This window comes from Pseudomonas fluorescens (assembly GCF_001648775.1).
GTDB classification, from domain to species: Bacteria; Pseudomonadota; Gammaproteobacteria; order Pseudomonadales; family Pseudomonadaceae; genus Aquipseudomonas; species Aquipseudomonas fluorescens_M.
In genome coordinates this window covers 135,532-159,080 of sequence record NZ_LVEJ01000010.1, presented here as the reverse complement: position 1 = coordinate 159,080, position 23,549 = coordinate 135,532, and the positions used below count along the sequence as shown (strand labels likewise).

Here is a 23,549-nt window from a genome sequence, read left to right as displayed (position 1 = left end):
CGAACTGTTGAAAAACAGGGAGTTTGCCCCAAAACAGCGGCATGGATCCATTTTTCTCACAGGTTTAACCGCAATTTCCTACATTTGCCCGCGCTCGCGCGATGGCCAACGGTTATCCTTGCCGGCCTGTTTGCGCCTATTCTTTTTTGTATCAATCCGGGAACTTGTGGCTATGCGCCACTTACTCATGCAAGAGCCCGGTAGTTTTGATCGGCCGACGCACCTGAATTCCATTTTTTGAGAGCCCCATTATGTCCGCCACCCAGTCCACCATCCTTGTAGTCGAAGACGATGACATCGTGCGTATGCTGATCGTCGATGTGCTGGAGGAACTGGAGTTCAAGGTGCTGGAGGCGGATGGCAGCGAGCAGGCGCTGGAAATACTCAATGACGCGAGCAAGCCCATCGACTTGATGATGACCGATGTCGGCCTGCCGGGCATGGATGGCCGCGAACTCGCCACCGAGGCGCGCAAGCTGCGCCCCGCGCTGCCGATCCTGTTCGCCAGTGGCTATGCCGAAACCATCGAAGTGCCTGCGGGCATGCATTCCATCGGCAAGCCATTTTCAATTGATCAGTTGCGCGACAAAGTCAAAAGCCTCCTCAACTAAGAAGCAAGCCGGGCCATGCCCGGCTTGCTGTTTTCAGTGAGGATGTTTTGTCATGTTAAGCAGTAACGTGCCTTTGAGAAATTGCCCTTGCTCGGTGTTCTTCAAGGCATTGCGCAGAGCGGAAAGATTGAAGTTGAACACCGCATAGTCGGTTTCTCGTTGATGCAGCATCGCCACGGCCACTGAATAAGATTCCGCATTCACTAGTGCGGGGTTTTTACGAACGATCGTGCGACGCGAGTCGAGAGTTGCTTCAAACTCTTCAAATCCCTTGGGGTAAGCCAGTTCATGATGCGGATTGGACAGGTTCTTGGGATGTGCCTTTCGTGCGTCCCGAGCCAGTTCAGCCAAGCCAATGACGTCGTATTCGGCCGGCACCTTGCCGGCGAACGTCTGACAGTAATACAAATCCAGCAAGTCAGGCGCTCCATGAGACAGTTCGTGAATCAGTACGTCACTGAGTCTGGCTTCGTTATAGTTCGCCACACGAAAGTGGTCATCCAGTTCTCCGGGGTAGATGTCGATAAATTTTTGTGCGTTGCCTTTCAATGGAGCGCCTGTCTGAATACCGGTTTTCCAGCGTTTGTAGGCTGCCGGACGCAATGCTGCCAGCACTTTTTCCGGGCCTTGCCGGAAAGACATATTGGCCAGCGTCACACGGTCAAGATCCTGGCGCATTGCGCGTAAGTTGTCGGCAATCAGCGTCAGCGCTTCGTCGGTGTCACTGCCGAACAAGCACTTCGCCATATCGCGGATCTCTTGCTCTCGAGAATTCCTCACAAGTTGCGAAATGGCGTTATCAAGTTTGCCTTTCGCGTGTGGAATCGCTTTTTTAACGTAACCACGGGTATAGCTATGGGGTTTGGGTTTACGGAACAGCCGCAGCAGTGAAAAGTCCGCGAGCTTCAAGTTCTTCAGCTTCGGCCCCCATGCTCCACCGGTTCGTAGATTCAGCGCATACCATTGGTTGTTGCGTTGCAACACCGCCAGATCGATTGCCTCGACCGCATTCTCGGCGGCCCGCCAAGTGCCGTGGTTCACATGAGTATGGCGCACGGCCTGGATCAGATCGCTGGATCGCTGACCACCGGTTAACCTTCGCAGCTGCCCAGACGCCGTGTGCGCGGCACTGACCGCGCCGTCACTCAACAACAGCAACCCTCGTTGAACCCTGCGTGCACCTTTCAAGGCCAGTGTCGGCAGGCCATCGACAGGATTGACCAAGGTGGCCACAACGCGCCCGCCCGCCTTGGCAATACTCAATAATTTCGCCGTCGTTGACCCGGTTTTGGCAATCACACTGACAACCGTGGCGCCCAGACCGATCAGCAAGAACAACACGGACAACCCATCAAGGACGCAACCACCAATGCCCTCGACCACTCGGGGCGCATCTCCCGATTTGATGTCTTCAACGCACTTTTTGAAGGGAACGACCAAGTCTAAAAATGCGTTCTGCGTGGCCTCCTTACTTACGCGCCACTGCTCCAGTTCTGTGCGCGGAGTCACTGCGTCGTACAACTCTTGACGAGGTGCGACGGGATGGTGAGTCATGATGAAGTTGGCGAAATTTTGCAATTGCGGTGAAAAAAACAACGCGACAGGACGGATATCCTCTGCCTCCACGCCAACCTGCCAGAGTTTCTCGACCACAACTCTGGAGGCCTCGCTACCGCGCGGTTCGCTGCCATCGCGGTATGCCGCGAAGTCCAGAGACCATAGTTGCCATCGCTTCTGGGGCTGAAAATCAGTCCGGGCACCGACGAAGGAAAGGCTCGGAACCTCATCGATGATGCCGCTGCTTTGCAACTGCCCCAGGAGCGCGGGACGCTCACGACACAGGCCTCGCAACGTAAATAATTCGTAGCATCGGTGTTCATTGCCGTTAGAACTGCAAACGATCAAGCCATAGCGCCCTTTCATCTCATCGCGTTGTTTTTGTGTCTCTAACCCTGGTGTGAAATTGCTGGTCTCCTGGCGAACCGTATACAGACTCAAGTTGCCATTGTTGAGCGCATACCTGTCGGACTCCGGCAAACTGGCAATGGACATTTTGATGACTGAAGCGAGGCTTTCCTGCACGCCCTTGTAGTACTGCTCGAACGCCGCTTCGTACAGCGCATCAAGGGCGGGCAACCTGGATAAATCGGCAAAAGCGCCAGCGGGAGGATTAAAATCGTCGCTTGCTTTGAACCGGCTGGAAAGTTGCCCGTTTTCGAGCAGATCACCAGACAAGTACAAGTCTAAAATCGAGAATCGCAGTCGAAGCACTTTCGACAGTTGTATCTCATCAATACCGATTTCGCTGACGGTGTAGTTATATCCCTCCAGGACAATACCCGCAGGATTGATAAAGTTGAACGCATCCAACCAACTCTTTTCGCCAATAGAGCCCTGATAATTGAATCTAAAAGCCTTCTGTTCGAGGTACCGCCCCTTAGGCATTAGCTTTTCCAGTTCGGCCAGACCGAGCTTTCTGCGATCAGGAGGCGTACTGGTCAACCCCTTTCCCGATTGATGCAATGCATCAATGTATTGAGTGAAGTACGCAGTGGCGCTGAGCAAAGTTTCCTTGTTGTAGTCTTTCTCGGCATGATACGGGACGACACCATTCATCACCGCCCAATTGAGGATCGGAAGAATGGCCGTCACTTCGTGCAATTCCTGCAGTTCAATCGTTACTGGCGAGAGTTCCGCGAACGCCATGATTTGCGTATAGGACAGCAAGCGCGATGCCCCTGGCGCAGTCAGCTCAATCAAAGCCACGGCTTGCGTCAAAGCCACCCACACCGGTTTGTCCAGTGTTAGTTCGGCTGGCGTCTGCTGAACAACACACTCAGGTGCGCTACCGCACAGTAAAAGGTAGGCTGCCAAGGGCGCGTGATCGGCATCGACCCGGCCGCTATCGACCAGATAACGCTCCAGATCATCTCGGACTTGCTCCGCTGTCCACTCTGCGGTCTCCGGCCGATACACCTCGTAAGCGGCGTTGGGCAGTGGCCCCTGAGAGGGACTCAGGCTGATAATCAGTGCGGCGGCGACCATGAGTTTGAGCTGCCGCTCGGTCGTTGCACTGTCATCGGTCTCAAGGTGCCACTCAAGACGCTCATGCAGCGTCATTCCCAATGCCTTCGCCTTCGAATTGCCAAGCAACGTCTCGAGAAAGACCGCGGCATGCTGACGCCGCTCAACGGCTGGGATCACATTGAAATTTCTGATGTTGAGAAATTGCAGCAAGCTGTCACGACCGGATGCCGCCTGCGCGCAAACTTCTTTGATAATCGTCCGGTCAGCCACCGACAGATGAAACGGTGAATCTTCAGATGATCTGAGAAGCTCATGGTAGTCGCCCAACGGTGGGCTTGACGGCAGCTTAAACTCAAGGAATGCGATTAGGTTTTTCGTCTCGGCGACACGGGTCGGGAGGATATATTTGTTGAAACGTAGCCACTGATGAACACTGATCACTTCATCCGAAAACAAATAGCCACCGGTTTGCGCGGCACACTCAGTGAGCATGCCCAGTTCATCTTCTATAGCACTGGAATCAGCCTGGCCATGGGTAAGCGGCCAGCGATCGACATCGACCTGGTGAAAAAAACCGGATTGCTCATCAAACCCGATCAAGGGCCTACCCAAGATCAAATTCATTTGGCGGATGCGCAATTCATCAATGATTTTCACCAGCGCAATACGCGCAGGTTCATTCACATCATCAAACGTAGAACCGGGCACCCGGGAAATGAACAGCGACTGCAAGGCAACTTTCACCGTCTCTTTACGATCGGCGATGGCCTCTTTCAACCGCTTGATGATGCTGTCTTTTTCCAGTTGGTCCGCTTGCTCGCGGTTTTCGATACGACTGACAAGAGCAGCTTTTGAATCACTGTCAGATAGATTGTCGACCAGTAACGTTGTCATTGATTTTTATCTCTTGAATATTATTCTGAATAAGTCCAACCCAAATGTCCGACAAGAAGATTACTTGCAGCACATTTACGAGAATCCAAGAGTATGCAGAACAGCCACTGACCAACAGCCCTACTAAGTTTCAAATTATATAAACAACCCGGATCAAGCCAACAATACACATCAAGCAATAACCACACTCACTTAAACAACAAAAACGCATACAAGTTAATCATGATCAAACTTTGTGGTTTAATGGCAAACTTTTCCGCCTGTTCGCCTTACAGAGATGCCTGTCATGATTCATCCGCACGCCACCAAAGTCCTCGTCATCGGTTACGTCTGGCCCGAGCCACGTTCCTCGGCGGCCAGCGGGCACGTCATGCAGATTCTCGAAACGTTTTTGCAACAAGGCTGGGAAATCACCTTTAGCAGTCCCGCCGGCGTCGGCGAGCACAAGGCGGATCTGACGGCTCTGGGCATTCGTGAAGTGCCGATCGAACTCAACAACAGCAGCTTTGATACGTTCATCAGCGAACTGGCGCCGGATATCGTTCTGTTCGATCAGTTCATGATGGAGGAGCAATTCGGCTGGCGCGTCGAACAACAGTGCCCCGGCGCCCTGCGCGTGCTGGAAACGTCCGACCTGCAGAGCCTGCGCCACGCGCGCCACCAGCGCCTCAAGGAGCACTTGAAAGCCGACCACGCTCAGGATGACTTCAGCGCCTTGTTTGCTCCGGCACTGCGCGAAGAATTCGAACTGATGGCCAACACTGACCTGGCCAAGCGCGAAGTCGCGGCGTTGTACCGCTGCGATCTGAACCTGATGATTTCCGAAGTGGAAATCGACTTGCTGATCGAGCAGTTCGGCTTGCCGCGCCAACAATTGCATTGGTGCCCGCTGATGGTTGATCTGCCGACCGCCGCACCGAAAGCATTTGGCGAGCGCGCGCACTTCCTCAGCATCGGCAATTTCCGGCATGCGCCGAACTGGGACGCGGTGCTCTGGCTGAAATCGACGGTCTGGCCGCTGATTCGCCAGCAATTGCCGCAGGCACAACTGCACATCTACGGCGCCTACACGCCCCCTAAAGCCACGGCGTTGCACAACGCCGCACAAGGTTTTCATGTATTGAACTGGGCCGAGGATGCCTTACAGGTCATGTCCGCAGCGCGGGTTTGTCTGGCGCCGTTACGTTTCGGCGCGGGTATCAAGGGCAAACTGCTCGATGCGATGTTGTGCGGCACGCCCAGTGTCACCACGCCGATTGGCGCCGAGGGCATGCACGGCGATGCCGTCTGGCCGGGTGCTGTCACGCACAGCGCCAGCGAGTTCGCCCATCGTGCCGTTCAGCTCTATCAGGACGAAAGCCAATGGCACGCCGCACAACAAGCCGCCAACACCTTGCTTGGCGAGCGCTATCAGCGCGACATACATGGCCCGGCGCTGATTGAGAAACTGCGATTCTGCCAGCAGCATCTACAGGCACTCAGAACGCGCAATTTCACCGGCACTATGCTGCGCCATCATTTGCACAAGAGCACTCAATACATGTCTCAGTGGATTGAAGCGAAAAACCGCAACGCCTGATTCCGTTCCACACAAGCCGGGCAGTGCCCGGCTTGCAGCCTTCACGCCAGAACCAGCGATATCGTGTACTGGATGAACTGGTCATCATCGGTGATATCGAGTGCACGCTCGATTTCATAAATATTCTGGTAAAACTCCACAGCGTGGGTTTTGCGCTGACTCAGCAAACTGGCGGCCAATGCATACGATTGCGCGTTCGCCAACGCAGGATGGCTGCGAATGATCGGCAATCGGCTGGATAACGCCCCCTCGAACTCCCTGAATCCCTCTCGATGAGCCATTCGGACATTCGGATTGAGCAAGGTGTCCGGGTGCGCCTTGTCGGCATTGCGGGCGAGCTCAAGCAAACCGGTGATATCAAACTCGGCCGGTGACCGATCGACCAGCGCACGCGTGTGATAAAGATCCAACGCCTGCGGCGCGCCGTGCGCCATTTCATGAATCAACACGTCGCTCAACAGCGCATCGCCCGGATTGTCATAGTTCAGTACACGATAATAGTCATCCAGTTGTTCGGGGTAGATATCCAGAAACTTGTTGGCCTCTCCCTCCAGTTCGGCCCCCGTCTCGATGCCGTTTTTCCACCGCTTGTAAGCGGCTGGGCGCAACGCCGCCAACACCCCGTTGTCACCTTGCTTGAAAGCAACATTGGCCAATGTCAGCGAGTCCAGATCCTTGCGCATGGCGGATAGATTTTCGAAGACCAGTTTCAGCGCGGCGGTACTGTCGCTGCCAAATACGTACTTGACCACGTCACGGACTAATTCGGCGGGTGATCCTATGAACTGGGAAATGGCGTTATCGAGTTTAAGCCTGGCAATACGCAGCGCCTTCTTGACGTAGAAGCGGGTGAAACCAAAGTCCTTGACCTTAAAGAACCACCGCGCAGGCGGCGCACTCATTAACTGGTGATATTTAACCCGCCAATTCCAACTGCCATTGGCCAGTTCGCTCATCGCATACCAATGGGCATCTTCTTGCAGCACGGCCAGATTGACGGCTTCAGCCCGTTTGCCCGGGGCGCGCCAATGACCGCGGAGTCGCCCCGCCTCGATCAAATCCTGAGCCCGCTGCGTACCGGTCAACTTTCGCAATTGCCCGGTGGCCGTGTGTGCGGCACTGACCGCACCGTCGCTCAGTAACAGCAGGCCTCGCGGAACCTTGCGCAGACCTTTCCAGACCAGCGTCGGCACGCCATCGACCGGGTTCGCCAGCGCCGCGACGACGCGCCCGCCAGCCTTGGCAATGCTGAGCATTTTTGCCGTCGTTGAAGCGCTTTTGACAATCACGCTGACAACCGTCGCGCCCAGACCGATCAGGAGTCCCAGCACCGCCAGACCGTCCAGAATGCAACCACCAATGCCCTCGACCACCCGTGGCGCATTGCCCGTTTTGATGTCTTCAACACACCTTTTAAATGGAACTACCAAGTCTATAAATGCGTTCTGTACTGCATCCTTGCCCAGGCGCCACTGTTCCAGTTCTGTGCGCGGCGTCACCGCGTCGTACAACGCCTGGCGCGGAGCGACGGGATGATGAGTGATGATGAAGTCGGCGAAACGGTGCAATTGTGCCGAGAAAAACAAGGCAACCGGCTGGATATCCTCTGCCTGTACAGCGATTTGCCAGAGTTTCTCGACCACCACTCTGGAGACTTCGCCATTGCGCGGTTCGCTGCCCTCACGGTAGGCGGCGAAGTCCAGAGGCCATAGACGCCATCGGTTTTTCGGCTGAAAAGCGGTGTTGCCACCTACGTAAGAAAGGCTCGGAACATCATCGATGATGCCGCTGCTTTGCAGCATCCCCACGAACGCGGGACGTTCACGGCACACACCACGCAAGGTGAACAATTCGTAGCAACGGTGTTCATTGCCATTGGAACTGCAAAGGATCAGGCCATAGCGCCCTTTCATCTCATCGCGTTGCATTTGAGTCTCGAAACCCGGGGTGAAATTGCTGACCTCCTGGCGAACGGTATACAGGCTCAGGTTGCCATTGTTGAGCACGTCCCTGTCCGCCTCGGGCAAACTGGCAATGGTCATTTTGATCACCGAAGTCAGACTTTCCTGCACCTGCTGGTAGTACTGCTCGAAGGCTGCCTCGTACAACGTGTCGAGCGCCGGTAACTCAGACAAGTTGGCAAAAGCGCCGGCGGGAGGATTGAAATTGTCGCGAGTCTTGAACCGGCTGGAGAGTCGCCCGTCTTCGAGCAGATCACCAGACAGGTATAAATCCAGCATGGAGAAGCGCAGGCGCAGCAACTTCGACAATTGCATCTCATCAGCTCCGGTTTCACTGACAAGGTAGTCATAAGCTTCTATGACGATGCCGGCTGGATTAACGAAGTTGAGCGCGTCCAGCCAGTTTCTTTCGCGGATCGAGCCCTGATAGTTGAAGCTGAATGCCTTTTGTTCCAGGTAGGGTCCTTTCGGCAAGACTTTGGTCAGCTCGGCGACACCGAGCTTTCGCCGATCCGGCGGTGCCATGGTCAAGCCATTTTCCAATTGATGCAGCGCTTCGATGTATCGAGTGAAGTACGCCGTGGCTTTGAGCAAAGTGTCCTTGTCGTAGTCTTTCTCGGCGCGATAAGGGATCACCCTGTTCATCACTGCCCAGTGGACGATCGGCATGACGGCCGTCAATTCGTGCAATTGCTGCAGCTCGATCGTGACCGGCGAGAGCTGCGAAAACGCCATGATTTGCGCATGGGTCATCATGCGTGATGCGCCCGGCGCCGCCAGTTCGATCAACGCCACGGCTTGCGTTAAAACCACCCACAGCGGTTTTTCCAGCGACAGGCCGACCGGTGTTTCCTTGACGACACATTCGGGGGCGTTACCGCACAGCAAGAGATAGGCGGCCAAGGGCGCGTGATCGGCATCGACCCGGCCGTTGTCGACCAGATAACGCTCGAGATCTTCCTGCACCTGCTGCGCCGTCCACTGCGCAGTCTCCGGCCGATACACGTCATAACCGGCGTCGGGCTCTTGCGCAGGGCTCAAGCTGATAATCAGTGCCGCGGCAATCATGAGTTTGAGCTGCCGCTCACTCGTTGCGCTGTCATCCGTCTCAAGATGCCACTCAAGACGTTCATGCAGCGCCTTGCCGAGCGCCCTCGCCCGGGGCCGATTCAGCAGCGCGTGCAACAGGCTCGCCGCGTGCCGACGCCGATCATTGGGCGGAATCAGATTGAAATTCTTGATATTGAGGAACTGAAACAAGCTGGCGCTGGCGGATGCCGACTGTGCGCACATCTCCCTGATGATCGACCTGTCTGCCTGCGACAGGTGGAATGGCGAACTCACCGGTGCCCTGAGCAGCTCATGGTAGTCACCCAAGGGCGGCCTGGCCGGCAGTTTGAACTGCACAAACGCAATCAGGTTTTTCGTATCGGCAACGCTGGTCGGCACAATAAACTGTTCAAATCGCAGCCACTGTTCGACTCCAATCACCTCAGCGGAGAACACATAGCCGCCAGTGAGCGCCGCACACGCAGCCAACCTGCCGAGTTCATCTTCATCGAGCGCGGAACCGACAAACGCCGTGGACAACGGCCATTGATAACCGTCAATCACGGCAAACAATCGGGCATTGGGGTCGACGCCGATCAGTGTGTCGGCGGTCAGGGCGTTTTGTTTGCGGATTCCTTGCTCGTCGATGAGCGCCAACAAGGCCCTGCGTGCCGGCGCATGAATGGCATCCAGCGCAGAGCCACTGACTCGCGCAACAAAAAGCGCCTGAACATCCACATGCGCCGCGTCCGGTTTTTGCGCGATAGCCTCAGTGAGCGCTTCAACGACACGCTGTTTTTCCTGCTCATCCCATTTTTGCTGCCTGCTCGCGGACTCTGCGAGTGCCGCGTGAAGATCAATGCCGGGCAAATGTCCATATAACGAAGGCATCATAAATATTTCATCCTGAACGAGGTACGCCCTTACATCTCATCATGCCAGTGAACAATCCTTGTTCACTTCCAGCACAACAACGGGAAACGCCAGAATAGTAATATTGATCAACACAATAAAAGCACAGATTAATTTCAAATTATTATCAGCACACTTTAAAACAGCAAAAACGGAACAATTAATTGCACACCCCACCCATGAAATCCTCTATCAAACTGTAACTTTCAACTACTACACTACTTGCATCAAAACAACGATTGGCACAATAAATAAACCACCTTATAAACACCCTCCGACACTTACCGTTATTACCGTAAAGAGGATGTGCAACATGAACAACTACAACCAAGAAGACTTCACAACGCACCAATGGATGGCCGCAACTGCGGAACTGGACAACCTCACGCTTCGTGAACTGACACTGCCTGGCACGCACAATGCCGGCTGTGACTGGGAGGCATCTTACCCACTGTATCCAGGGAAAAACTGGCTCGCCTGCCAGGACATCTCGTTCTTCTCACAACTGAATCGCGGTGCCAGGGCGCTGGACCTTCGGTTGGTGTACGACAACAAGGGGCAAGACCTCGACAAGTTCCGTTTTCAGCACAACAACTATCGCTCCACGCGCAACTTGGGTGACTTGGTACGCGACATAAAAGCGTTTCTTGAAAGAAGTCCCAATGAGTTCATTATTCTCGATTTCCATGAACTCGCCTCGGGCGATACTGCATTCAATTATGCAGCGTTCAAACAGCTGATATTGACGCACCTCGGCGAACGGCTAATTCCGGAAAACAATCGGCATCTCACACTTGGCCAGTTGAAGAAAATCAGCCCGCTGCAACGTCTGGTGGTTGCCGCTCCCATGACCCGCGAGAACAAAGACAGTCGCTTCCTGCTGCAGATCGACCACCATTGGATCGGCCAGACGCTGGTCAACACCTCCGACCTGCACAGCTACATCGCCAACGTCCTACTCACTCCTCCCAAGTGGGACTTCTGGTCGCTGTCGGCCACCAGCTACACCGTTGGCGGCCCGCAGCGCATTTTGAATGAACTGGACCTGTGGTTTGACCCAAGCAAAACCGACTGGGCGAAGCGCTGCAACATCATCAACTTCGACTTTCTTAAAAACTCCAACATCGTGTTTTTCTGTCAAATGGCCAATGTGCAGAAGGCCCTCGATAAAACCGTGGCACTGCGTCTACAGGCCGGTTGAGGCGCGCGGACGAACAGACAACCGCAAACTGGCGTAGCACACGCCAAACGAGGCATGATCGGCAGGCGATAACAAAAAAAGCAGCCCGTCATGACTCGAACCGCCCGCGTGACCGACCCTTCGTACGAGTTGATGGATGACCACAACGGGTTGTCCATCATCTATCGTCAGCACGGTTTTCCCTGCCCGTTAGTGCGTTGGCACTTTCACAAGGAATACGAACTGCACCTGATCGTCGCCAGCTCCGGCAAGGTGTTCATCGGCGATTACATCGGCAACTTCTATCCTGAGACGCTGTTCCTGACCGGCCCGAATCTGCCGCACAACTGGATCAGCCAGGTGGCGGAAGACGAAGTGGTCGAAAAGCGCGACATGCTGGTCAACTTCACCGATGAGCTGTTCGACAGTGGCCATCAGGTGTTCGCCGAGCTGAAGACACTGGCGCCGCTGCTCGAACGCGCGCAGTACGGCATCGAGTTCCGCAGCCAACGCACGATCCGCCACGCCATGACGTTGATGCAGCGCATTGCCGACTCCAAAGGCATTACCCGCCTTGGGCACTTTTTCATTCTGATGGAGTTGCTTGCGGCCTGTGACGACTATCAACTGTTGTCTGGCGCGACAACGCCGCAACTGGCCGATGAACACAACATCGATCGCACCAACCGCGCGGTCGATTACATCTTCACGCATTACGCCCGGGAGATAACCCTGGAAGAAGTCGCCGAGCATCTGGGCATGAAGCCAACCTACTTCAGCCGTGTGTTCAAACAGGCCACGGGGCGCAACTTCATCGAATTCGTCAATCGCCTGCGCATCAGCAAGGCATGCGAATTGCTGGCCGATGGCGACAAACCGGTGACCGAGGTGTGTTTCGAGTCGGGGTTCAACAATATTTCCAACTTCAACCGGCGCTTTCAGCAGCTCAAGGGCATGACGCCGTCGCATTATCGACGCCTGGCGGTGCAACGCCTGACCGAACAAAACCACCTCTGATAACCCCATACCTGTGGGAGCGAGCCTGCTCGCGAACGCGCTGTATCAGCTACAGATTTGGCGGCTGAAGCTACGCATTCGCGAGCAGGCTCGCTCCCACATTTACATAGCAGCGTTCTGAAAACCTGTACGCATCCGACAGCCCCGGACCGCTGCAAAGCCCTTCCCTGCGTTAACCCCGACAAACCCCAGTGCAAAAAAGTATCGATTCAAGTGCTAGGGATGATTTGTCAGTCCGGCAATTGAAGGCTGTAATCAGTGCACATTCTTCCTGCCCCGGAAGACACAAAAACAATAACTGTCTTTCTGCCTCCCACCGGACGCAGAAAAGGAGTGCACGATGCAACCCACTGCAAAAGCTCTGCTTGCCCTCACCTGCATGACCCTCAGCAGCGTCAGCCTTGGCGCCCAGACCCTGACCATCGCCACCGTCAACAACAGCGACATGATCCGCATGCAAAAGCTCTCGAAAACTTTCGAGACCGAGCATCCGGACATCAAGCTCAATTGGGTGGTGCTGGAAGAAAACGTCCTGCGTCAACGTCTGACCACGGACATCGCCACCCAGGGCGGCCAGTTCGACGTGTTGACCATTGGCATGTACGAAGCGGCACTGTGGGGCGCCAAGGGTTGGCTGGAGCCGATGAAGGATTTGCCCCCCAGTTACGCGCTCGACGATGTGTTCCCGTCGGTGCGTGAGGGCCTGTCAGTCAAGGGTTCGCTGTACGCCTTGCCGTTCTACGCGGAAAGCTCGATCACCTACTACCGCACCGACCTGTTCAAGGATGCCGGCCTGACCATGCCCGAGCGTCCGACCTGGGAACAGATCGCCGGGTTCGCGGAAAAACTCACCCAAAAAGACAAAGAACAGTACGGCATCTGCCTGCGCGGCAAAGCCGGCTGGGGCGAGAACATGGCGCTGATCAGCACCGTCGCCAACGCTTACGGCGCGCGCTGGTTCGATGAAAAATGGCAGCCGGAATTCACCGGGCCAGAGTGGAAAAACGCCCTCAACTTCTACGTCGATACCATGAAGAAATCCGGCCCGCCGGGTGCGTCCAGCAACGGCTTCAACGAAAACCTCGCGCTGTTCAACAGCGGCAAATGCGCGATCTGGGTCGACGCCAGCGTCGCCGGCTCGTTCGTCACCGACAAGACCCAGAGCAAGGTCGCCGACCACGTTGGCTTCACCTTCGCCCCGCATCAGGTCACCGACAAAGGCTCGGCCTGGCTGTACTCGTGGGCGCTGGCGATTCCGACCAGTTCCAAGGCCAAAGACGCCGCCAAGGAATTCAGCGCCTGGGCGACGTCCAAAGAGTACGGCGAACTGGTGGCCAAGACCGACGGCATCGCCAACGTCCCGCCGGGCACTCGCGCTTCGACCTACAGCGACGCCTACATGAGCGCCGCGCCGTTCGCCAAAGTCACCCTGGAGTCGCTGAAAGCGGCCGACCCAAGCAAACCGACGCTGAAACCGGTGCCGTACATCGGCATTCAATTGGTGACCATTCCTGAGTTCCAGGCCGTGGGTACGCAGGTCGGCAAGCTGTTCTCGGCGGCGCTGATCGGCCAGACCACAGTGGATCAAGCCTTGGCTGCCGCGCAGCAAACCACTGAACGCGAGATGAAGCGCGCCGGTTATCCCAAGTAACCGCTGAACGACTTGCTCCTGCCTCCTGTGGGAGCGAGCCTGCTCGCGAAGGCGTCGTGCCAGCCAATACACATGGCACTGATCCAGCGCTTTCGCGAGCAGGCTCGCTCCCACATGGGATCTCCATAGGTCTGTATGACTCGGTTGTGATCGCCATGAATACTTCAACTGCCAAAGCCCACCTCGACTTGTCGCAACCCCAGCGCAAAGTCCGCGTACGCAACCCCGGCTGGTTTCTGGTCAGCCCTTCGGTGGCCCTGTTGCTGCTGTGGATGATCGTGCCGCTGGGCATGACCATCTACTTCTCGATGATCCGCTACAACCTGCTCTACCCCGGTGAAAACCAGTTCGTCGGGTTTGAGAACTTCACCTATTTCCTGACCGACTCGGGCTTCATGCCCGGTGCTACCAACACGTTGTTGCTGGTCGGCAGCGTGTTGCTGATCAGCGTGGTCTTCGGCGTGTTGATCAGTGCCTTGCTGGAGGCCAGTGAATTCCTCGGTCGCGGCATTGTGCGGGTGATGCTGATTTCGCCGTTCTTCATCATGCCCACGGTAGGCGCGCTGATCTGGAAGAACCTGATTTTCCATCCGGTCTCGGGGATCCTCGCCTACGTCTGGAAGCTGTTCGGTGCCGAGCCGGTGGACTGGCTGGCGCACTACCCGCTGCTGTCGATCATCATCATTGTTTCGTGGCAATGGCTGCCCTTCGCGATCCTGATCCTGATGACCGCCATGCAGTCCCTCGACCAGGAACAGAAAGAAGCTGCGCGCCTGGACGGTGCCGGGCCGATCGCGATCTTCTGGCACCTGACCCTGCCGCATCTGGCGCGGCCGATTGCCGTGGTGGTGATGATCGAAACGATCTTCCTGCTGTCGGTGTTCGCCGAGATTTTCACCACCACCAACGGCGGCCCCGGCTACGCCTCGACCAACCTCGCTTACCTGATCTACAACCAGGCGCTGGTGCAGTTCGACGTCGGCATGGCTTCGGCGGGTGGCTTGATTGCCGTGGTCATCGCCAACATCGCCGCGATCATTCTGGTGCGGATGATCGGCAAAAACCTGACTGACAAAGCCTGAGGCCTGCCATGACTCTCCAACAATCCCGCCGGCTGCAAAGCCTGCTGCTCGGCACCCTGGCCTGGGCCATCGCGATCGTGATTTTCTTCCCGATCTTCTGGATGGTGATGACCAGTTTCAAAACCGAAATCGACGCGTTCGCCACGCCGCCGCAGTTCATCTTCACGCCGACGCTGGAGAACTACCTGCACATCAACGAGCGCAGCGATTACTTCAGTTTCGCCTGGAACTCGGTGGTGATTTCCTTCAGTGCCACGGCCCTGTGCCTGTTGATCGCGGTGCCGGCAGCGTACTCGATGGCGTTCTACGAAACCCAGCGCACCAAAGGCACGCTGCTGTGGATGCTCTCGACCAAAATGCTGCCGCCGGTGGGCGTGCTGATGCCGATCTACTTGCTGGCGAAGAGTTTCGGCCTGCTCGACACGCGCATCGCGCTGATCGTGATCTACACGCTGATCAACCTGCCGATCGTGGTCTGGATGGTTTACACCTACTTCAAGGACATCCCCAAAGACATCCTCGAAGCCGCCCGCCTCGACGGCGCCACGCTGTGGCAGGAAATGGTTCGCGTATTGCTGCCGATCGCCAAGGGTGGCCTCGCCTCCACCGTGCTGCTGTCGCTGATCCTGTGCTGGAACGAGGCGTTCTGGTCGCTGAACCTGACCTCCTCGAAAGCTGCGCCACTGACTGCGTTGATCGCATCGTATTCGAGCCCGGAAGGTTTGTTCTGGGCCAAGTTGTCGGCGGTGTCGACCCTGGCGTGCGCACCGATTCTGATCTTCGGCTGGATCAGCCAGAAACAACTGGTACGCGGCCTCTCCTTTGGCGCCGTGAAATGAAGATCCCGAACCCAACACTATCCCCTGTGGGAGCGAGCCTGCTCGCGAAGGGGCCGTGTCAGTCGCCATCAGGGTTGGATGACACACCGCTTTCGCGAGCAGGCTCGCTCCCACAGAAAAGCCGATCCGGTTCATCTGAATAATAAATTGCGGAGGCCCATCATCATGGCCAACCTGAAAATCAAGAATCTGCAAAAAGGCTTCGAAGGTTTCTCCATCATCAAAGGCATCGACCTTGAGGTGAACGACAAGGAATTCGTGGTCTTCGTCGGCCCCTCGGGCTGCGGTAAATCCACCCTGCTGCGCCTGATCGCCGGCCTCGAAGAAGTCAGTGGCGGCACCATCGAACTCGATGGCCGCGACATCACTGAAGTCAGCCCGGCCAAGCGTGATCTGGCGATGGTGTTCCAGACCTACGCGCTGTACCCGCACATGACCGTGAAGAAGAACATGTCGTTCGCCCTCGATCTGGCCGGCGTGCCGAAAGCCGAAGTCGAGAAGAAAGTCGGCGAAGCGGCGCGGATTCTTGAGCTTGGGCCGATGCTTGAGCGCAAGCCGAAGCAGCTCTCCGGCGGTCAGCGCCAGCGCGTTGCGATTGGCCGCGCCATCGTGCGCAACCCGAAAATCTTCCTCTTTGACGAACCGCTGTCCAACCTCGACGCTGCGCTGCGCGTGCAGATGCGTCTGGAGCTGCTGCGCCTGCACAAAGACCTGCAAGCGACGATGATCTACGTGACCCACGATCAGGTCGAAGCGATGACCATGGCCGACAAGGTTGTGGTGCTCAATGGCGGCAAGATCGAACAGGTCGGCTCGCCTCTGGACCTGTATCACAACCCCGCCAACCTGTTCGTCGCCGGGTTCCTCGGCACGCCGAAAATGGGCTTTCTCAAAGGTACGATTGCCCGCGTCGACGGCCAGAGCTGCGAGGTCTCACTGGACGCCGGCACGCGCATCACCCTGCCGTTCAGCGCCGGTAATCTGAGTGTCGGCAGCGCCGTGACCCTGGGTATTCGTCCGGAACATCTGGAACTTGCACAACCGGGCGACTGCACCCTGCAAGTCACTGCTGACGTCAGCGAACGTCTGGGCAGCGACACCTTCTGCCACGTCACCACCAACGCCGGCGAAGCTCTGACCATGCGCGTGCGCGGTGATCTGGCCAGCCGTTACGGCGAACAACTGAGCCTGCACCTGGACCCTGCACACTGCCATTTATTCGATGCCGAAGGTGTCGCGCTGACCCGTCCGCTGCGCGCTGCGGCCTGATTTCGAGAACTCCCGATGAAACTCAACCAACAGAATCTCCAACGTTTGGCCGCCGAAGTGCAACTGCCGGTCTACAGCCTCAGCGACACGCGCCAGGGCATCGCGCACATCGGTGTCGGCGGCTTCCACCGCGCGCATCAGGCGTATTACACCGATGCCCTGATGAACACCGGCGAAGCCCTCGACTGGGCCATTTGCGGCGTCGGTCTGCGCGCCGAAGACCGCCGCGCCCGCGATGACCTCAAGGAACAGGATTACCTGTTCACCCTGTTCGAACTCGGTGACAGCGACGACACCGAAGTCCGTGTGATCGGCGCGATTCGCGACATGCTGCTGGCCGAGGACGGCGCTCAGGCGTTGATCGATAAACTTGCCGACCCACAGATCCGCATCGTCTCGCTGACCATCACCGAGGGCGGTTATTGCATCGACGACAGCAACGGCGAGTTCATGGCGCACCTGCCGCAGATCCAGCACGATCTGGCCCATCCCGAGGCGCCAAAAACCGTGTTCGGCTTCTTGTGTGCAGCCCTGGAAAAACGCCGGGCGGCGGGCATCCCGGCGTTTACCGTCATGTCTTGCGATAACCTGCCGCACAACGGCGCCGTGACCCGCAAGGCGCTGCTGGCATTTGCCACGTTGCGCAACAGCAATCTGTGCAGCTGGATCGACGCCAACGTCAGTTTCCCCAACGCCATGGTCGACCGCATCACACCGATGACCAGCACCGCGCACCGCTTGCAACTGGCCGACAAACACGGCGTAGACGATGCCTGGCCGGTGGTCTGCGAACCGTTTGTGCAGTGGGTGCTTGAGGATAAATTCGTCAACGGTCGTCCGGCCTGGGAAAAGGTCGGCGTGCAGTTCACCGACGATGTTTCGCCCTACGAAGAAATGAAGATCAAATTGCTCAACGGCAGCCATCTGGCGCTGACTTATCTGGGCTTTTTGAAGGGCTATCGGTTTGTTCACGAGACCATGAACGACCCGCTGTTCGTGCGTTACATGCGCGCCTATATGGATCTGGACGTGACGCCGCAACTGGCGCCGGTGCCGGGTATTGATCTGACCGATTACAAAAACACGCTGGTGGCGCGCTTCTCCAATCAGGCGATTGCCGATCAGTTGGAGCGGGTGTGTTCGGACGGTTCGTCGAAGTTTCCCAAGTTCACCATTCCGACGATCAACCGGTTGATTGCCGATGGGCAGGAGACCAAGCGTGCGGCGTTGGTGGTGGCGGCGTGGGCGTTGTATTTGAAGGGTGTGGATGAGAATGGTGATACCTATTCGATTCCTGATCCACGGGCGACGTTTTGTCAGGCGTTGGTGGCGGACGATGCTTTAATTACCCAGCGTTTGTTGGCGGTTGAGGAGATTTTCGGCACGGCGATACCACGTTCGGCGGAGTTTGTCGCGGCGTTTGAGTGGTGCTGCAATAGCTTGCGCGAGGAGGGTGTGACGCGGACTCTGGAGCGGATTCTCGCCTGAAAAGCCCCTCACCCTAGCCCTCTCCCAGAGGGAGAGGGGACTGACCGAGTGGTTTGTACAAGTTACACCGACCTGAACGTCCGGAGTCGAACTCAGGATTTGAACAACCCCGGTTGAGAGAACCGGAGTCGAACTCAGGTTTTGAACAGCCCCGGTTGAGAGAACCGGAGTCGAACTCAGGTTTTGAACAGCCCCCCGATCGGCTCCCTTTCCCCCTCGCCCCCTTGGGGGAGAGGGTTGGGGTGAGGGGGTAAGCTCTTGATCTTCACCACACCCCGAGTGGTTCACACATGACAACACAACAACTCTTCCTGGGCATCGACTGCGGCACCCAAGGCACCAAAGCAATCATCCTCGACGCCGCCAGCGGTCAAGTCCTCGGTCAGGGCGCCGCCGCGCACACGATGATCAGCGGCGCCAACGGTCGCCGCGAACAAGATACCCAGCAATGGCTGGACGCCTTCGCCCTCGCCACCCGCCGCGCACTACTGGCGGCGAATGTCGACGGTCAGGCGGTCCTCGGCGTCGGCGTCTCCGGCCAGCAACACGGCCTGGTCCTGCTCGACGATCAAGGTGAAGTCCTGCGCCCGGCCAAGCTCTGGTGCGACACCGAAACCAGCGCCGAAAACGATCGTCTGCTGACTCATCTGGGCGGCGAAAAAGGCTCGCTGGAACGCTTGGGCGTGGTCATCGCCCCAGGCTACACCGTGTCGAAACTGCTCTGGACCAAAGAACAGCACCCCGTGGTGTTCTCACGCATCGCGCGCATCCTGCTGCCCCACGACTACCTGAACTTCTGGCTGACCGGCCGCGCCTGCAGCGAATACGGCGACGCCTCCGGCACCGGCTATTTCAACGTACGCACCCGCCAATGGGACTTGCAACTGCTGCGCGACATCGACGCCAGCGGGCGCCTGCAAGCCGCGCTACCGGAGCTGATTGACGCGCACCAAGCGGTCGGCACAATCCTTCCGGCGATAGCCGAACAGCTCGGCATCAACCCCAACGCGCTCGTCTCCAGCGGTGGCGGCGACAACATGATGGGCGCCATCGGCACCGGCAATATTCAACCCGGCGCGATCACCATGAGCCTCGGTTCCTCGGGCACCGTCTATGCGTACTCCGACGTGCCGAAAGTCAGCCCGGATGCTTCGGTCGCAACCTTCTGTTCCTCCAGCGGTGGCTGGTTGCCGCTGATCTGCACCATGAACCTGACCAACGCCACCGGGGCGATTCGTGAGTTGTTCAATCTCGACCTGGAACAATTCAACCACCTCGTCGCCCAGGCCCCCATCGGCGCCGACGGCGTGAACATGCTGCCGTTCCTCAACGGCGAGCGCGTCCCCGCCCTGCCCCATGCCACCGGCAGCCTGCACGGCTTGACGCTGGATAACCTGACGCAGGCCAATCTGTGCCGCGCCGCCGTCGAAGGCACCACCTTCGGTTTGCGCTACGGGCTGGATTTGCTGCGCCAGAATGGTTTACAAAGCCGCAGCATTTGCCTGATCGGCGGCGGATCGAAAAGCGCGGTATGGCGGCAGATCGTCGCCGACATCATGAACACCCCGGTGATCTGTACCGAGCAAAGCGAAGCCGCCGCCCTTGGCGCGGCGATACAAGCGGCGTGGTGCAAATCCTGGTCGAACGGCCACGAAGACAGCCTCGCCGACCTGTGCCAGCGCTGCGTGACGCTGGACCTGAGCAGTGAAACCCTGCCGATCGCCGCCAACGTCGCGGCGTTCCAGCAGGCCTACGAACGCTATCAACAGCATGTCGCAACCCTATAAAGAGCAAACAATTATGTATTTGGTGTGTGGCGAAGCCCTGTTTGATTTTTTCAGCGAAGACGACGCCAGCGGTCTGGCCTCGAAAGTGAATTTCAAGGCGATTGCCGGCGGATCGCCGTTCAACGTCGCCGTCGGTTTGCGCCGTCTGGGCGTGGACTCGGCCTTGTTTGGCGGACTGTCTACCGACTACCTCGGCCGTCGTTTGCAGCAAGTGCTGCAGGACGAAGGTGTGTGCCCGGACTATCTGGTGGAGTTCGCCGCACCGACCACGCTGGCCATGGTCGCCGTGGGCGCCAATGGCTCGCCGCACTACAGCTTTCGCGGTGAAGGCTGCGCGGACCGACAACTGAGTCTTGCGCATCTGCCAGTGTTGGGCCCTGAGGTACGCGGCCTGCACATTGGCTCGTTCTCGCTGGTGGTGCAGCCGATCGGCGACACCCTGCTCGCACTGGTGCAGCGTGAAAGTGGCAAGCGCCTGATCACCCTCGACCCGAACGTGCGCCTCAATCCCGAGCCGAACATCGACCTGTGGCGCGAGCGCATCGCCACGTTGGTGCCACTGGCCGATCTGATCAAAGTCAGCGATGAGGACTTGAGCCTGCTCTATCCCGAACAGGACCCGCAGCGCGTGATTGAAGGCTGGCTCGAGCATCGCTGCCAGATCGTCTTCCTCACCCGTGGCGGCGACGGCGCCACGGTGTTCAGCCGCCAGCACGGCACATGGTCAGTGCCGGCGGCCTCGGTGAAGATCGCCGACACCGTTGGCGCGGGCGATACCTTCCAGGCTGCGTTGATCACCTGGTTGACCGAGCACGGTCTGGACTCGGTCGAGGGCGTGCAGCAACTCGCTCGCGAGCAGATCGACGCCATGCTCAAGTTCGCCGTACAAGCCGCCGCGCTGACCTGCAGCAAGACCGGCCCGGATCTGCCCTATCGTCACCAATTGAGCTGAGCGCGTAGACTGTCGGCCTTTTTGCGCACGACGGGATAACGGCTTTTGAATTACGGGCAGACGCTTGGACTAATGACACTGGCAACGCTACTGAGCGGGTGCGGCACCTCGCCGCCCCGTTCGCCGGAAGACATCTGCGAAATCTTCCGCGAAAAAAGCGACTGGTACGACGCGGCGCAAGTCACGCAAAAACGCTGGGGCGTGCCGATTCAGGTGCCCTTTGCGATCATGTATCAAGAATCCGGCTACCGCTACGACGCCAAGACGCCGCGCAAATACCTGCTCTGGGTCATCCCGTGGGGCCGCGTTTCCACCGCCTCGGGTTACGCGCAAGCCAAGGATGAAGTCTGGGCCGACTATCAGAAAAGTACTGGCCGCGGCGGAGCCGATCGCGAAGACTTCGACGACGCCATCGACTTTGTCGGCTGGTACATGGACAAGACCTACTCGATCAACGGCGTGTACAAGTACGACGCCTACAACCAGTACCTCAACTATCACGAAGGCTGGGGCGGCTTTCGCAACAAGACCTACGCGAGCAAAGCCTGGCTGATGCCGACGGCGCGCAAAGTGCAGAATCGTTCGGATGTGTATGCGCGGCAGTATGCCGGGTGCAAGGATGATTTGAATCGGGGGTTCTGGAGCCGGTTCTGGCATTGGTTGTAAGGACGCCTTCGCGAGCAGGCTCGCTCCCACAATAGATCTTCAGTGAACACAGAGGCTGTGTCCGACATTGAACCCATGTGGGAGCGAGCCTGCTCGCGATAGCAGTCGATCAGACGCTACAGATCAATGCCTTACAACACCGAAAAGCTATAACTCACAATCAACCGTGTCTCATCCACATCCCGGGCAAACTTCTCGTAGTTGGTGCGATACGTCGCATTACGCAAACGCAGACTCACATCCTTGAACGTGCCCGTCTGAATCACATACTTCAACTCGCTGTCGCGTTCCCACTCTTTCCCTTCCTGATCACTGCCCAACACCTTGATGTGATCACCGTTCACATAACGGGTCAGGAAGCTCAAACCGTTGATGCCAATGGCCTTGAAGTCATAGTCATAACGCAACTGCCAGGAACGTTCCTGCGCGGCGGCGAAGTCGTTGACCTGCACATAGTTGACCAAATACGGGTTGCTGCCATCGAGGTACGGCATCGAGTTATCGCCGTTCATGCGCTGCCATCCGGCGCTGAACGTGTGACCAGAGTGCGCATAGGACAACAGGCCGCTCAACGCACGGTTATCAATGGAACCGGCCTTGGCATCGCCGCTGTCAGCACTTTTCAGCACCCGCAGATCCGCCTTGAGTACACCGCCGCCTAACGGTTGATTACCCAGCAGCCCGACAAAGTGCTGCCGATAGATGTCTTCCAGTTCTGCGTAGTGATACTGCGCGGTCAGGCGATCGTTGATCTTGTAGTCGAAGCCGTACATGTCGAAATGATCGGCGGTGGTGTTGCAGGCGTAGCGCTTGTTCTTGCAGTGCACGCGGATGTCTTGCGAATCAGTGGAATCGCGCGCGGTGTACTTGTCCAGGCGCGCGGCCATGAAGGTCAGGTCTTTCAGCTCTTTAGAGGTCAACATGGCGCCGTTGAACATGGTCGGCAGCAAACGACCGTCGTTGTATTTCAGCAGCGGCAGATCCGGCAGCAGCGCGCCGTACTTCAGCACCGTGTCCGAAACCTTGACCTTGGCGGTCAAACCCATTTTTGCGTACTGCCCTTTCGAACCACGCGGGTCGTTGCCGCTCGATGGAAGCAAGCCGCTGTTACTGCGGTCCGGGCTAGAATCGAGTTGAAACCCAAGCATGCCCAGTGCATCGATACCGAAACCCACCGTGCCTTCGGTGTAGCCCGATTGCAGATTAAGAATAAAGCCCTGTGCCGACTCTTCACGCTTGGAGGCGCCCTGAGCGTTCGAGGTGTTCCCATCACGGAAATCGCGGTTGAAGTACACCGTGCGCGACTCGATTTTCGCCGTGGTGTCTTCAAGGAATCCGCTGGCCTGAACCTGTGCGGTAAAACCTGCGCACAGCACAAAGGCTCCGAAGCCAAACGACTGGCGCGGGGTGATGAGGGGAAATGGGGGACGCATGAAAAACTCCAACAATGCAGCGTTTGCGCACGGGCGCAATAAGCCAGAAAAATAGCTCCCGTCCCGGGTCAGTCTGAGCCGGGAAGAAGTGAACACGCAGGGGTGAACAGCGATGATGGCAGATGGCTTTTACGCATTAAAGGCGACTTTA

The 23,549-nt window shown here is 57.4% G+C and carries 15 protein-coding genes; 12 read left to right on the top strand and 3 right to left on the bottom strand.

Features of this window, described 5'->3' with window-relative positions:
* Positions 1-251 precede the first annotated feature (251 nt).
* Complete coding sequence (locus tag A8O26_RS10915; protein ID WP_064117993.1) at positions 252-611, top strand: response regulator; 360 nt, start codon at positions 252-254, stop codon at positions 609-611.
* 33 nt (positions 612-644) lie between these two features.
* Here the strand turns inward: A8O26_RS10915 and A8O26_RS10910 are convergent, their stop codons facing one another.
* A complete protein-coding gene (locus A8O26_RS10910) occupies positions 645-4,532 on the bottom strand; it encodes a hypothetical protein (RefSeq protein ID WP_064117992.1) in 3,888 nt (1,295 codons plus the stop codon).
* A gap of 286 nt (positions 4,533-4,818) precedes the next feature.
* On the opposite strand from A8O26_RS10910, the gene A8O26_RS10905 reads away from it, so the two are divergent.
* The gene (locus A8O26_RS10905; protein ID WP_064117991.1) at positions 4,819-6,111 is read left to right on the top strand and encodes a glycosyltransferase; all 1,293 of its coding nucleotides are present in this window, start codon (positions 4,819-4,821) and stop codon (positions 6,109-6,111) included.
* A 41-nt stretch (positions 6,112-6,152) separates the two neighbouring features.
* Here A8O26_RS10905 and A8O26_RS10900 read toward each other — a convergent pair whose 3' ends face one another.
* Positions 6,153-10,016, bottom strand: coding sequence for a hypothetical protein (locus A8O26_RS10900; protein ID WP_064117990.1), 3,864 nt, complete (start codon positions 10,014-10,016; stop codon positions 6,153-6,155).
* Between the two features lie 331 nt (positions 10,017-10,347).
* On the opposite strand from A8O26_RS10900, the gene A8O26_RS10895 reads away from it, so the two are divergent.
* From A8O26_RS10895 to A8O26_RS10850, 10 genes are all read left to right on the top strand, one after another.
* Entirely contained in the window at positions 10,348-11,235 is an 888-nt protein-coding gene (locus tag A8O26_RS10895; RefSeq protein WP_064117989.1) for a hypothetical protein, read from the top strand.
* Positions 11,236-11,325: 90 nt separating this feature from the next.
* Positions 11,326-12,231 (top strand): AraC family transcriptional regulator, encoded by a 906-nt coding sequence (locus tag A8O26_RS10890; RefSeq protein WP_064117988.1) that lies wholly within the window; start codon positions 11,326-11,328, stop codon positions 12,229-12,231.
* A 340-nt stretch (positions 12,232-12,571) separates the two neighbouring features.
* Positions 12,572-13,882, top strand: a complete 1,311-nt coding sequence (locus A8O26_RS10885; protein WP_064117987.1) for an ABC transporter substrate-binding protein — start codon at positions 12,572-12,574, stop codon at positions 13,880-13,882.
* A gap of 155 nt (positions 13,883-14,037) precedes the next feature.
* Positions 14,038-14,964: a carbohydrate ABC transporter permease gene (locus tag A8O26_RS10880; RefSeq protein WP_064118362.1), complete on the top strand. Its 927-nt coding sequence runs from the start codon at positions 14,038-14,040 to the stop codon at positions 14,962-14,964.
* Positions 14,965-14,972: 8 nt separating this feature from the next.
* Positions 14,973-15,803: a carbohydrate ABC transporter permease gene (locus tag A8O26_RS10875; RefSeq protein ID WP_034154211.1), complete on the top strand. Its 831-nt coding sequence runs from the start codon at positions 14,973-14,975 to the stop codon at positions 15,801-15,803.
* A gap of 165 nt (positions 15,804-15,968) precedes the next feature.
* The gene (locus A8O26_RS10870; RefSeq protein WP_064117986.1) at positions 15,969-17,072 is read left to right on the top strand and encodes an ABC transporter ATP-binding protein; all 1,104 of its coding nucleotides are present in this window, start codon (positions 15,969-15,971) and stop codon (positions 17,070-17,072) included.
* 15 nt (positions 17,073-17,087) lie between these two features.
* Positions 17,088-18,560 carry a mannitol dehydrogenase family protein gene (locus A8O26_RS10865; protein ID WP_064117985.1) on the top strand — a complete coding sequence of 491 codons (1,473 nt, stop codon included), beginning with the start codon at positions 17,088-17,090 and terminating at the stop codon, positions 18,558-18,560.
* Between the two features lie 290 nt (positions 18,561-18,850).
* On the top strand, positions 18,851-20,347 hold the full coding sequence (xylB, locus tag A8O26_RS10860) for a xylulokinase (protein WP_064117984.1): 1,497 nt from the start codon (positions 18,851-18,853) through the stop codon (positions 20,345-20,347).
* 13 nt (positions 20,348-20,360) lie between these two features.
* Complete coding sequence (locus A8O26_RS10855) at positions 20,361-21,299, top strand: carbohydrate kinase family protein (RefSeq protein ID WP_064117983.1); 939 nt, start codon at positions 20,361-20,363, stop codon at positions 21,297-21,299.
* A 72-nt stretch (positions 21,300-21,371) separates the two neighbouring features.
* Positions 21,372-21,965, top strand: a complete 594-nt coding sequence (locus tag A8O26_RS10850) for a hypothetical protein (protein ID WP_437339879.1) — start codon at positions 21,372-21,374, stop codon at positions 21,963-21,965.
* 131 nt (positions 21,966-22,096) lie between these two features.
* Here the strand turns inward: A8O26_RS10850 and A8O26_RS10845 are convergent, their stop codons facing one another.
* Positions 22,097-23,398 carry an OprD family porin gene (locus A8O26_RS10845; RefSeq protein ID WP_064117981.1) on the bottom strand — a complete coding sequence of 434 codons (1,302 nt, stop codon included), beginning with the start codon at positions 23,396-23,398 and terminating at the stop codon, positions 22,097-22,099.
* Positions 23,399-23,549: the final 151 nt, after the last annotated feature.

What these genes read in the sequence shown, in the direction of transcription:
- A8O26_RS10880 (WP_064118362.1), top strand. Translation starts at nt 14,038, where the DNA reads ATGAATACTTCAACTGCCAAAGCCCACCTCGACTTGTCGCAACCCCAG.
- xylB (WP_064117984.1), top strand. Translation starts at nt 18,851, where the DNA reads ATGACAACACAACAACTCTTCCTGGGCATCGACTGCGGCACCCAAGGC.
- A8O26_RS10890 (WP_064117988.1), top strand. Translation starts at nt 11,326, where the DNA reads ATGACTCGAACCGCCCGCGTGACCGACCCTTCGTACGAGTTGATGGAT.
- A8O26_RS10895 (WP_064117989.1), top strand. Translation starts at nt 10,348, where the DNA reads ATGAACAACTACAACCAAGAAGACTTCACAACGCACCAATGGATGGCC.
- A8O26_RS10910 (WP_064117992.1), bottom strand. Translation starts at nt 4,532, where the DNA reads ATGACAACGTTACTGGTCGACAATCTATCTGACAGTGATTCAAAAGCT.
- A8O26_RS10855 (WP_064117983.1), top strand. Translation starts at nt 20,361, where the DNA reads ATGTATTTGGTGTGTGGCGAAGCCCTGTTTGATTTTTTCAGCGAAGAC.
- A8O26_RS10905 (WP_064117991.1), top strand. Translation starts at nt 4,819, where the DNA reads ATGATTCATCCGCACGCCACCAAAGTCCTCGTCATCGGTTACGTCTGG.
- A8O26_RS10885 (WP_064117987.1), top strand. Translation starts at nt 12,572, where the DNA reads ATGCAACCCACTGCAAAAGCTCTGCTTGCCCTCACCTGCATGACCCTC.
- A8O26_RS10845 (WP_064117981.1), bottom strand. Translation starts at nt 23,398, where the DNA reads ATGCGTCCCCCATTTCCCCTCATCACCCCGCGCCAGTCGTTTGGCTTC.
- A8O26_RS10915 (WP_064117993.1), top strand. Translation starts at nt 252, where the DNA reads ATGTCCGCCACCCAGTCCACCATCCTTGTAGTCGAAGACGATGACATC.
- A8O26_RS10850 (WP_437339879.1), top strand. Translation starts at nt 21,372, where the DNA reads ATGACACTGGCAACGCTACTGAGCGGGTGCGGCACCTCGCCGCCCCGT.
- A8O26_RS10900 (WP_064117990.1), bottom strand. Translation starts at nt 10,016, where the DNA reads ATGATGCCTTCGTTATATGGACATTTGCCCGGCATTGATCTTCACGCG.
- A8O26_RS10865 (WP_064117985.1), top strand. Translation starts at nt 17,088, where the DNA reads ATGAAACTCAACCAACAGAATCTCCAACGTTTGGCCGCCGAAGTGCAA.
- A8O26_RS10875 (WP_034154211.1), top strand. Translation starts at nt 14,973, where the DNA reads ATGACTCTCCAACAATCCCGCCGGCTGCAAAGCCTGCTGCTCGGCACC.
- A8O26_RS10870 (WP_064117986.1), top strand. Translation starts at nt 15,969, where the DNA reads ATGGCCAACCTGAAAATCAAGAATCTGCAAAAAGGCTTCGAAGGTTTC.